Annotated in this window: 9 protein-coding genes; 3 read left to right on the top strand and 6 right to left on the bottom strand. The window is 63.3% G+C overall.

The genetic code is table 11. The features are described 5' to 3' along the window. The 3 genes from rnr to dapE all read right to left on the bottom strand — a co-directional run. Positions 1-2,170, bottom strand: a 2,170-nt coding sequence (gene rnr, locus TRIHO_RS09575; RefSeq protein ID WP_068242432.1) for a ribonuclease R, incomplete at its 3' end; no start/stop codon positions are given. A 212-nt stretch (positions 2,171-2,382) separates the two neighbouring features. Beyond that, positions 2,383-2,808 (bottom strand): GNAT family N-acetyltransferase, encoded by a 426-nt coding sequence (locus TRIHO_RS09570; RefSeq protein ID WP_068242430.1) that lies wholly within the window; start codon positions 2,806-2,808, stop codon positions 2,383-2,385. Continuing rightward, on the bottom strand, positions 2,805-3,950 hold the full coding sequence (gene dapE / locus TRIHO_RS09565; RefSeq protein ID WP_068242444.1) for a succinyl-diaminopimelate desuccinylase: 1,146 nt from the start codon (positions 3,948-3,950) through the stop codon (positions 2,805-2,807). Before dapE ends, TRIHO_RS09570 begins: the two co-directional genes overlap by 4 nt. 403 nt (positions 3,951-4,353) lie before the next feature. Between dapE and TRIHO_RS09560 the strand changes: the two genes are divergently transcribed. Then, on the top strand, positions 4,354-5,523 hold the full coding sequence (locus TRIHO_RS09560) for a Hint domain-containing protein (RefSeq protein WP_232367752.1): 1,170 nt from the start codon (positions 4,354-4,356) through the stop codon (positions 5,521-5,523). A 70-nt stretch (positions 5,524-5,593) separates the two neighbouring features. Then, positions 5,594-6,661 carry a transporter substrate-binding domain-containing protein gene (locus TRIHO_RS09555; RefSeq protein ID WP_068242428.1) on the top strand — a complete coding sequence of 356 codons (1,068 nt, stop codon included), beginning with the start codon at positions 5,594-5,596 and terminating at the stop codon, positions 6,659-6,661. 59 nt (positions 6,662-6,720) lie between these two features. On the opposite strand, the gene TRIHO_RS09550 is transcribed toward TRIHO_RS09555, so the two are convergent. Further along, positions 6,721-7,080 (bottom strand): hypothetical protein, encoded by a 360-nt coding sequence (locus TRIHO_RS09550; RefSeq protein ID WP_068242426.1) that lies wholly within the window; start codon positions 7,078-7,080, stop codon positions 6,721-6,723. 164 nt (positions 7,081-7,244) lie between these two features. On the opposite strand from TRIHO_RS09550, the gene TRIHO_RS09545 reads away from it, so the two are divergent. After that, the gene (locus TRIHO_RS09545) at positions 7,245-8,825 is read left to right on the top strand and encodes a choice-of-anchor L domain-containing protein (RefSeq protein ID WP_068242424.1); all 1,581 of its coding nucleotides are present in this window, start codon (positions 7,245-7,247) and stop codon (positions 8,823-8,825) included. On the opposite strand, the gene TRIHO_RS09540 is transcribed toward TRIHO_RS09545, so the two are convergent. Both TRIHO_RS09540 and TRIHO_RS09535 read right to left on the bottom strand, forming a co-directional pair. After that, entirely contained in the window at positions 8,819-9,520 is a 702-nt protein-coding gene (locus TRIHO_RS09540) for a GntR family transcriptional regulator (protein WP_106406178.1), read from the bottom strand. The genes TRIHO_RS09545 and TRIHO_RS09540 overlap by 7 nt on opposite strands. Before the next feature lie 106 nt (positions 9,521-9,626). Then, on the bottom strand, positions 9,627-10,991 hold the full coding sequence (locus tag TRIHO_RS09535; protein ID WP_068242420.1) for a formimidoylglutamate deiminase: 1,365 nt from the start codon (positions 10,989-10,991) through the stop codon (positions 9,627-9,629). Positions 10,992-11,020: the final 29 nt, after the last annotated feature.

The following is an 11,020-nucleotide window of genomic DNA, read 5'->3' as shown; positions in this document are numbered from 1 at the left end:
TGCCAGAGCCGCCGCCGCTGGGCAGGTCGGCTCCCTCCAGCGCCAGCAGCTCCAGCTCCAGCCCGCCGGTGACTGGCGCCGCCTGGGTCAGTCTCACGGTCACACGCTGGCCGATGGTGATCAGCAGGCCCGTGTCAGAGCCCATCAACGTACCGGCCTGGGCGTCGAAGTGAAAGAACTCCCGCCCGATAGAGCGCACCGGCACCAGACCATCCGCGCCGGTTTCATCCAGCTTTACAAAGGCGCCAAAGCGGGCGATGCCGGCGATGCGGCCGCTGAATTCATTGCCCACCCGCTCTGCCAGATAGGAGGCAAGGTAGCGATCGGTGGTGTCGCGTTCCGCCAGCATCGACCGCCGCTCGGTGGCGGAGATATGGGTGGCGGTGTCTTCCATCCGCTCGATTTCTTCCGGGCTCAGCCCGTCTTTGCCCCAGCCATGGGCGGTGATCAGCGCCCGGTGCACGATCAGGTCGGCGTAGCGCCGGATCGGCGAGGTGAAATGCGCGTAGTTGCGCAGGGCGAGGCCGAAATGGCCGAAATTCTCCGGGAAGTAATAGGCCTGCTGCATCGACCGCAGGGTCGAGATGTTGATCAACTCGGCATCGTCGGTCCCGGCCGCGGCGTTCAGCAACGCGTTCAGGTGACGGGTCTGCAACACCTGCCCCTTGGCGAGCGTGAGACCCGCCGCGCGGGCGGTTTCGCGCAGGTTTTCCAGTTTGTCCGCATTGGGCTCCTCGTGGACCCGGAACAGCAGCGGCTGGCGTTTCTTGATCAGGGTCTCGGCGGCGGCGACATTGGCCAGGATCATCAACTCTTCGATCAGCCGATGTGCATCCAGACGACCGCGGAAATTGACCGAGGCCACCTTGCCACTGTCGTCGAGAATGATCTTGCGCTCTGGCAGGTCCAGATCCAGCGGCTGGCGGGCGTCGCGGGCGGTTTTCAGCGCCTCATAGGCAGCATAAAGCGGCTGGATCACCTCGGCGAGGAAGGGTTCGGTCCGGTCGGTGACCTCGCCGTCCATGGCGGCCTGGACTTCCTCGTAGCACAGCGAGGCCTGGGATTTCATCAATCCGCGCACGAAGTGATGGCCGATCTTATTGCCCGCGCTGTCGATCTGCATCCGCACGGCAAGACAGGGGCGCGGCACGCCTTCGTGCAGCGAGCACAGATCGCCCGACAGCCGATCCGGCAGCATCGGCACAACCCGGTCGGGGAAATAGCTGGAGTTGCCCCGTTTGCGGGCCTCGCGATCCAGGGTAGTGCCGGGGGTCACATAGGCGGCGACATCGGCGATGGCGACCCAGATCACATGGCCGCCCGGGTTCTTGGGGTCCTCGTCGGCATGGGCGAAACAGGCGTCGTCATGGTCGCGGGCATCCGCCGGGTCGATGGTGACAAACGGCAGGTCGCGCAGATCCTCGCGGCCGCTCAGGCCCATCGGTTTGGCGCTGTCGGCCTCGGCGATGACCTTGTCGGGGAAATGATCGGGGATGCCGTGCTGATAGATCGCGATCAGCGACACCGCCTTGGGCGCAGAAGGATCGCCGAGCCGTTCGACGATCCGCGCTTTGGGCAGACCCATCCGCGCCTTGGGGCCGGCCTGTTCCGCCTCGACCAGTTCACCGTCCTTGGCGCCATGAGTGTTCGCCTCGGGCACCGTCCATTCGTTGGCGCTGGCCTTGTCGATGGGAATGATGCGTCCGCCCTCGGATCCCTTGCGATAGATGCCGAGAATGCGTTTGGGATTGGTGCCGATGCGACGGATCAGCCGCGCCTCGTAGTTGTGGTCCTCTTCCTGCACCACGGTCAGGCGGGCCAGGATACGGTCGCCTTCTCCCAGCGCCGGATCCGAGGCGCGAAGCACCATCAGCACGGTGGGTTCGACGCCCTCGCCATGCCATTCCAGCGGGTGTGCATAAAGATCGCCATCGTCGTTCGGCGCCTTGATCTGAAGGACCGAGACCGGCGGCAGGCGGTCGGGGTCTGTGTAGCTGCGCTTGCGCTTTTCCAGATGCCCTTCGGCTTCCAGCTCCTTCAGCACGCGCTTGAGGTCGATCCGCTCAGCACCTTTGATGCCAAAAGCCTTGGCAATGTCTCGTTTCGAAGTTTGGGTCGGGTGGGCGGAGATCCATTCCAGAATCTCGGCCTTTGTGGGGATGCGCGCCATATATTTGCCCTAGCATGGCGCAGCGGAGACGTCATGCCGAAAAGAGCGCCGCCCCGTGCAAGACAGCGCCGGGACGGGGCGGGCATAAGGTCAGAAAGGCTGACCTTATGTTTCGCGTGCGAAACAATGGGTCAGGGGGGCTGATACTTTATGTGGGCGTTGCCAGGGCAGCGCGCGCTGATATCTGCGATTCGGCTGCGTGGTGCAACGCCTCAACCCAAGGGACGCCGCATGTCGCGGTGGTCGATCCCGGCATCAAGATAGACCGGACCGAAGGCCTCGAACCCCAGTTTTTCATAGAACCCCAGTGCGTGGATCTGTGCGCCGAGCTTGGCCGTGGTGACATCGGGGCGGCGGCGGGCCTCGGCCACGCAGGCCTCGATCAGCTTGGCGCCAAGGCCGGTGCCACGGGCGGATTTCACCACACAGACGCGGCCGATTTTGGCGATGTCCTCGGTGAAGACGATGCGGGCGGTGCCCACCGGAACACCGTCCTTGAGCGCCAGAAGATGCGTCGCGCTGTCGTCCAGCGCATCGCGTTCTTCTTCGACCGGGACGCCCTGTTCATCGACAAAAACCTCAAAGCGCAGGGTCAGGCAGGCGTCGAGTTTTTCGGTGACGTCAATCGACAGGCTCATGCGAAGTAATCCTTCAGAATGCGGGTATAGATGCTCTTGAGTTGATGGATCTGTGCCACCTCGACGCATTCGTCCACCTGATGCATGGTCTTGCCCACCAGACCGAACTCCACCACCGGGCAATGCGCCTTGACGAAGCGCGCATCCGAGGTGCCGCCGGTGGTCGACAGTTCCGGCACCTGATTGGTTTCGGCCTGCACCGCGCGGCTGACCAGTTCGGACAGATCGCCGGGGGGCGTGATAAAGCTTTCGCCGGAGATTTTGACCTCCATCTCGACCTTCAGCCCGAAGTCCCCGGCGACGCGATCGGCCTCGCCCTGCAACCATTCGGTCAGCGACGCGCCGGAGTGCAGCTCGTTAAAGCGGATGTTGACCGCAGCGCGGGCCTGCGCCGGAATCACATTGGTCGCCGGATTGCCGGTGTCGATGGTGACAATCGCCAGGGTGGAGGCATCAAAATGCTCCGAGCCGCTGTCCAGCGTGTGACTGGCCAGCCGGTCCATCAGTCGCGCCATGCCGTTGAGCGGATTGTTGGCCCGATGCGGATAGGCCGAATGACCCTGGACGCCGGTAACCGTGAACCAGGCCGTCATGGAGCCGCGACGGCCGATCTTGATCATCTCGCCCATATGATTGGGGCAGGTGGGTTCCCCGACGAGGCAGACCGACATCTTTTCGCCCGCGCCCGCCATGTAATCCAGAAGCGCGGTGGTGCCGTTCACCGCGTCGCCTTCCTCATCACCGGTGATGGTCAGGATCACGGCCCCGTCGGGCGGGGTGTCGCGCACAAAATCAATGGCGGCAGCGGCAAAGGCGGCGACACCGGATTTCATGTCCGTGGTGCCGCGCCCGTACATCACGCCATCGACCACCTCCGCGCCAAAGGGGTCATGGGTCCAGGCTGCCGCGTCACCAACCGGAACCACATCGGTATGCCCATTGAAACCAAAGGTTTTTTCATGCCCCTTGTCGCCCCAGCGGGCAAACAGGTTCGACACATCGTCCCGATCCGCGCGGGTGCAGGTAAAGCCGGCGTCGCTCAGAACCTGCTCCAGCAGCGTCAAGGCACCGCCCTCTGCCGGCGTGACAGAGGGGCAGCGGATCAGCGCAGAAGTCAGCGCGACGGGGTCGGTGGCGGTCATCTTTGGTCCTCCTGAGGTCTTCGGGATCTGACCTAGCGCGGTTTCGGGGCCGGACGCAATTGGCCCGCCAGCTGTGACCGAAATGCGCAAACCGGCAAAAACGGGAAAATCGCGGTCCTGACAGGGGCGGATCGGCGTGCTAGGCTGGCCACAATAACAGATCGAGGCAAGGATGGCGGCGACAGCAAGAGCGCCCCAACACAGGCCGAGCAGGACAGGCAACATATCCGGACGGAGACCGATAGATCGTTGAATCTACCGGTATAATCATTTCCGTTTTGGCATTGCCGAGGCCCGCCGGGCGGTGTTTGTTTCCAGAACCTTGTGATTTGAACTGAGGGACGCCCCGGGCAAAAAGGCCGAACAACGTGCCGCCCGGGGCACGACACAAGACCGCGGCGAGGTGCAGGATGACAGGTATGATTTTGGCGGCCCCAATCTGCGGCGATCTGGCCTTGATCCGGCGCGTGACCGCATGAGCTGGATCGGGGTCTGGCACCGGGAGCGGCGCTGTTTCGATGCGGCCGGTCTGACCGAACAGGGCGAACACCCCCGCCTGCTGCTGCGCGAGCCGGATGCCCTGCTTGCCGCCGGATCGCTGGTGGTTGAATTCGAACTGCCGATGCGCCCAACCCCGGATCCGGTGATCCGGTTTGCGCGGGGGGGCGACTGGCCCTTGCTGTTCGAACTCAACGCCGATCCAGACGGTGCGGTAGATTTGCAGCTCGACCAATACGGGCATCTGCAGCACCAGCGGGTTCATCCCGTCGGCGCGGGCCGGGGAGATCGGCTGCGATTGACGCTCAGCTGGAATGCGCCCGCTTTTTGCGGCCAACTGACGGTGGAGCGATTGGCAGGCGGACCATCGGCGCATGTTGCGCTTCAGGCGCCGCGCCCCTGGCGACTGGACGATCTGCGCGCCTTGTTGTCGGGCCCGCCAGAGGCGTCCATGGCACCGACGGTCACCTATGTGGCGCTTTCCGCGCAGCAGGAACCGACCGGCCCGATGCCGGGGCTGACGGCGCAGACCCCCGTGGAAACAGACCATGGTCCGCGTCCGATTGCGCAGTTGCAGCGCGGCGATCTGTTGCGTGTCGCGGGCGGCGATCTGGTGCCGGTGCTGCATGTGGTGCGGCGGCGGGTTCCGGCGTTTGGCGCCTTTCGACCGGTGCAGCTGCGGGCGCCGTTCTTCGGCCTGTCCGAAGATCTGTTCGTCGCCCCGTCACAGCGGGTTCTGCTCACCGGGTCGGAGGTGGAATACCTGTTTGGCTGCGAGGCGGTTCTGGCCGCAGCCGAAACTTTGGCGACGACCCGGATCGGCGCCATGGCGCCTCGTACCGACACATTGGTCGATTATTTTCAGGTCGTCCTGCCGGGAAATGAGGCACCCATCGTCGCCGGGCTTGCGGTCGAAAGCCTGTTTCTCGGTCGTATCCGCCGGGACCGGGCGCGGCTTTCGGCCAGTCTTTTGGCGGATATCGACCGCAACAGCCTGCCCGAGCATGCCACATCGCCGCTGCCTGTGGTGCGCGCGTTTGATGCCGCAGTTCTGGCAGAACAGCGCAGCGCCTAAGCGCAAAGGCTTGTAACCAATAGGCCAATCCTTTTATGGCAATGATATCGTTGCTCGAAAGATCCTGGCCATGAATTTGCGCTACCTTTGCTTTTGCCTGATGACAAGTTTGCTGTCTTTGGCCGCGCCGGCGCTTCGCGCGCAGGAGGTTACGGTCAACACGGTGACGCGGCCGCCCTTCTCGATGCCGGTTGGCGGCCAGGAGGCGGGCTTCACCATGGAGCTGATGCGCGACCTCGCCCTGCGGCTGAATTGGGATCTGCGGGTCAACCGCGTCGAAAGCTTTTCCCAGATGCTCGAGGATGTGGAGCAGGGCCGGGTCGATATGGCGGCGGCCAATATCTCCATCACGGCAGGGCGCGAGGCGGTGATGGACTTCAGTCAGCCGATCTTTGAAAGCGGCCTGCAGATCATGTTGCACGTCGATGATGTTGTTTCGCCCAGCCTGGTGTCGGCGCTGCTGTCCTGGGATCTTCTGGCGGCAATCGGCATCGCCTTTGTGTTGCTGCTGGTCGGCGGCATGCTGATGTGGGTTTTTGAACGACGGGCCCAGCCCTATTTCGACCGTCCGCTGAACGAAGCCTGGTTTCCGTCCTTCTGGTGGGCGCTCAACCTCGTGGTCAACGGCGGGTTCGAAGAACGGGTGCCGCGCAGTTTTCTGGGGCGGATCTTTGGGGTCGTGCTGGTGGTGTCATCGCTGTTCATCGTGTCGGTGTTTGTGGCCAAGATCACGGCCGCAATGACCGTCGAGGCGATCAACGGATCGGTGAATTCCGTCAATGACCTTTATGGCAAGGCCGTCGGCACCATCCAGGGGTCGACCGCTGCGGGATTTCTGGACCGCCGCGACATCGACTATGCCGCCTTTCCCGGTCTTGACGAGCTGCTGGCGGATTTCGAAGCGGGGCAAACCCGGATCGTGGTCTTTGATGCGCCGGTGCTGAACCACTATGTAAAAACGGACGGGGCAAGGATCGGTCAGGTCATGAGCGAAAAGTTCCTGACCGAATATTATGGAATCATCTTCCCGCAAGGCTCGCCGCTGGTGGAGCCTGCAAACCGGGCGCTGCTGTCGATGCAGGAAGACGGCAGCTATGCGACGCTCTATCGCAAATGGTTCGGCGGCGGCGGGTCCTGACAGGCCCGTGCCCCCCCCCGCGTGGTGCCAGTCAGTGCAGCCCGGCCGGTGCGGCCCGGTCAGTGTGCCGGGCTGTCGTCGGTTTCCGGCTCATCGCCGAAAAAGGGCGTCATCTGCGCCACGATCACGGAATTTTCGTCCAGTGCCCGCTGCATCAGCGCCCGTTCGTCGGCGTCGATCTCGTGCCCCTCTTCTTCGCGCTCTGCGATGGTGCCATAACCGGTGACATCCAGCGGCGCGGTATCCGCCTGTTTCAGGATCGCGACGGTTTCACGCACCGCTTCGGCTTCGTCCACGCCAGAGGCATAGATCATCAACGCCGCGCCCGTGGCGTCGGCGGGCAGGCCATCACCGTCTTTACGGCCAATTTGAACCAAGAGCGTATAGACTTGCTGGCGGGAGGGTTTCTTCTGTGTCATCGCCCTGCATTAGACGGGAGCATGGGGCGAGGTCAAACCAAATTGACTTCAATTTGAGCTAACTGTTGTCTCAGTTTTTCCACTTTTTTTGTCCAGTGTTAACGGGACGGTGGGTCTTTCGTGCCTAGAAAGACGAAATTTGAAAATAGATTTGGTGAACCGAGATGGCGACAGCGCAGGAATTGCCCATAAATACCAGTGCCTCGGCCGAGCAGATGGCGGAGGCGATGTTCGGCAACGGCATCACCATCAACTCTGCGACCTACACTGGGGCGGATTCGGCTTCGGGCATTTACAGCGACGGCGACACCGTGGCGCCGAATGTGACCCCGTCAGACAGTGGCGTCATTCTGTCCACCGGCAAGGCCAGCGATTTCACCAACAGCTCTGGCACGTCGGACACCAATACCTCGGCCAGAACGACCACCGAACACGGCACCGCGGGCGATTCCGATCTGGATGAGATCGCCGGAGGAAAAACCTATGACGCTGCCATTTTCGAGGCGGAGTTCGTTCCCGATGGCTCCACCCTGTCGATGCAGTTCGTGTTCTCCTCGGAGGAGTATCTGGAATACGTCGGCACCGGGTTCAACGATGCGGTGTCGGTCTGGGTCAATGGGGTCGAGGCCCAGTTGGTGGTGGGGGATGGCGACATCACCATCAATAATATCAACGATGAATCGAACGAAAACCTCTATGTCGACAACCCTGCGGATTCCGACCTCTACAACACCGAAATGGATGGGTTTACCGTCACGCTGAAACTCACCGCACCGGTGACGCCCGGTGAGGTCAATACCATTAAGATCGCGATCGCCGACACCGGTGATGCGAAATACGATTCCAACCTGCTGATCGCCGGAGATTCGATCCAGACCGCCCTGATTGCGGGCGATGACGAGGTCGAGGTCCGCGAAGGTGAAACCGTCAAGGTCGATGTGCTGGAAAATGACGCGCAGGCCAATGGTGGCCAGCTGACGATCACCCACATCAACAACCAGCCGGTTACGGCAGGCAGTTCCGTGACCCTGGCGTCGGGCGAAGTGGTCACGCTGAACGACGATGGCACCTTCGATATCACCGGTCAGGATGATGTTGATGAGAATGAAACCTCGGTCTTTACCTATACGGTGGCGGATGACGAGGGCAATTCGGACGTTGGGTATGTCGATCTGACCACCACGCCCTGTTTCGTGGCGGGGACCCTGATCGACACGCTCGCCGGCCCGTTGCCGGTCGAAGAGCTTGAAGTCGGCATGAAGGTGCGCACCCGCGACCACGGCGGCCAGAAAATCCGCTGGATCGGCCGCAGCAGCCGTCTTGCGACCGGCCCGCATGCGCCGGTGCGGATTGCCGCCAATGCCTTGGGGCAGCACGATGAAATCGAGGTCTCGCCCAGTCACCGAGTGTTGCTGCGCTCGGCCACGGCGGATGTGCTCTTTGGGGCTGAAGAAGTGCTGGTGCCGGCGCATCACCTGGTCAATGACAGCACGATCCGGCGGCGCGCGGACGGGCGGCCGGTGGTCTATTTCCATCTCCTGTTCGACCGCCACGAGATCATTCGCGGCAATGGCCTGGACAGCGAGAGCTATCATCCCGGCAAGGACAGCCTCGGCGGGCTGGATGCCGAAACCCGCGCCGAGTTTTTTGACCTGATGGGCGACAGCTGGAAAAGCTATGCGGCGATGTCGCGTCCGACGCTCAAATCCTATGAAACACGGGTGCTGCTGGCCGCGGATCAGTAACGGCTTCGCATCCGGTAGCCGGGGTGGAATGTCATCCGGGCAAAGGTCACAGGCGCGTCCTGGAACCATGTCGACCGCTCCATCTGGAACAAGGCCGCGCCCGGTGCACAGGCGAGGTAATCCGCCAGTGCCGCATCCGCCGCCGTGGCCGTGAAACTGACATCGGCGTTGGAAAACGGCACCTCCGCCAGCAGCCATTCGCCGGGCGGTTTAAGGGCAAAATCAGCCTCTGCACAGCCCGGAACCGCGGCAATATTGATCCAGCGATCCTCAAAGTGGAACGGTTGCCCGTCGCCATAGTGCATGGCTTCCAGATGCAGCACCTCTGTGCCCGGTGTCAGCCCCATCTGGGACCCGAGCCAGCCCGGCGCAGCCTGCATCCGGCGCGACACGAGCGCATAGCGATAGGTCGCATTGCGTTCCTCGACCAGCCTGCGGGCGGTGGCGATTTCCAGCTTGGCCTGTTTGACCGGCAGCGCGGTGACACGGGTGCCGCTTTTGCGCTTGCGGTCGATCACCCCCCGGTCGGCCAGTTCGCGCAGGGCCCGGTTGACCGTGGCGCGGGCACAGCCGAATTCCGTCGCCAGCTCCGCCTCGGTTGGCAATAGCGCGCCCTGGTCCCAGACGCGGGTCTCGATGCGCCGCATGACCTCGTCGCGGACATCCTGGAAACCGGTCTTTTTCGGCTGTTGCACGCGGGACCTTCCTATCTGGGCTGAAACTCTGGCTTAATGGCCATATGTCTGGAGGCGTTGACGATTGTAAAGGCGCCGCCGACGGGGCGCCGGGAGCGCGGGGCCGTCAAAGCTCTGCCAGAAGCGTGGTAATGGCGCTGCGATAGCGGTTCAGGATTGCGTCCCGCCCGATATGGCGCCCCTGCTGCACCATATGGCGCCCCGCCGCCCAGACATCGGTCACCGTATGGTCGTCGGCGGCAAAACACAGCCCGTCGAGGACGTGCGCGTCGGGCAGGCCAAAAAGCGCAGGCTGGCTGCGGTCGAGGGCCACCAGATCCGCCAGAGCGCCGACCGCCAACCGGCCAGAATCGCGCCCGAGGGCCTGCGCCCCACCCCGCGCCGCGCCAAGGTAGAGGGTCTGTCCCACCGATCCCGTGTCGGCCACCAGAACATTGCGGGCCAGATCGCGCAGGCGCTGGGAATATTCCAGCGTGCGCAATTCCTCGACGAGCGAAATCCGGATGTTGGAGTCAGAGCCAACCCCGAACCGCCCCCCGGCCGCAAGATAGGGCGCCCCGTTGAACGTACCATCGCCAAGGTTCGCCTCGGTGACGGGACACAGCCCCGCAACGGCGCCGCTGCGGGCCAGTACCTGGGTTTCCGTCGCGGTCATGTGGGTGGCATGGATCAGGCACCATTGTGCGTTCACCTGGGTGTTGTGCAGCAACCAGTCCACGGGCCGCGCGCCGAGCCAGTCTTTGATCTCGGCCACTTCGCGGGGTTGCTCGGCGATATGGATGTGGATCGGGTTTGTCTCGGCCAGGGGCAGAATCGCCGCGAGGTCTTCGGGGCAGATGGCGCGCAGGGAATGCGGCGCGATGCCGACCCGCGTGTCGGGCCCGAGCTCTTGCGCCGCGCTGCGGGCCTGGGTGACAAGCTGCGCGAAGCGATCCGTATCGTTGCCAAAGCGCCGCTGCCCACCCGACAGCGGCTGCCGTCCGGCGCCGCCAAAGGTATAGAGTACCGGCAGATGGGTGAGGCCGATCCCGGTTTCCGACGCAGCGGCCATCACGCGCTGGCTGAGCTCGGCCAGGTTGGCGTAGGGGGTGCCGCCGGGCTGGTGATGGACATAGTGGAATTCCCCCACCGCCGCATAGCCGGCCTCCAGCATCTCCAGAAAGGTCAGCGCGGCGATGGCTTCGTATGTGTCCGGCGTGAGATGATCGAGAAACCGGTACATCAGGCTGCGCCAGGTCCAGAAACTGTCCGCCCCACCGGCGCGATATTCGGTGCGGCCGGCCATCGCCCGTTGAAAGCTGTGGGAATGCAGGTTGGCCAGGGCCGGCAGCAGCAGGTCGACGCGGGTGTCGCCCGCCTGTGCCTCCACGCCCGGATCAATCGCGGTCAGATAGCCGCTGTCGATGGTCAGGCGGACGTTCTGGGTCCAGCCTTGGGGCAAGCAGGCGGTGGCGGCAAAAATTGTCTGCATCTGACCCTCTTATGTATAGACATAATGAC

Source organism: Tritonibacter horizontis (genome assembly GCF_001518015.1).
Lineage (GTDB): Bacteria > Pseudomonadota > Alphaproteobacteria > Rhodobacterales > Rhodobacteraceae > Epibacterium > Epibacterium horizontis.
The sequence above is the reverse complement of the archived record's forward strand: the minus strand, read 5'-3'. Positions and strand labels throughout refer to the sequence as shown.

Bases quoted from the DNA above. Each gene is read 5' to 3' on its own strand.
- TRIHO_RS09570 (WP_068242430.1), bottom strand. From the start codon at position 2,808: ATGAGCCTGTCGATTGACGTCACCGAAAAACTCGACGCCTGCCTGACC.
- dapE (WP_068242444.1), bottom strand. From the start codon at position 3,950: ATGACCGCCACCGACCCCGTCGCGCTGACTTCTGCGCTGATCCGCTGC.
- TRIHO_RS09555 (WP_068242428.1), top strand. From the start codon at position 5,594: ATGAATTTGCGCTACCTTTGCTTTTGCCTGATGACAAGTTTGCTGTCT.
- TRIHO_RS09550 (WP_068242426.1), bottom strand. From the start codon at position 7,080: ATGACACAGAAGAAACCCTCCCGCCAGCAAGTCTATACGCTCTTGGTT.
- TRIHO_RS09545 (WP_068242424.1), top strand. From the start codon at position 7,245: ATGGCGACAGCGCAGGAATTGCCCATAAATACCAGTGCCTCGGCCGAG.
- TRIHO_RS09535 (WP_068242420.1), bottom strand. From the start codon at position 10,991: ATGCAGACAATTTTTGCCGCCACCGCCTGCTTGCCCCAAGGCTGGACC.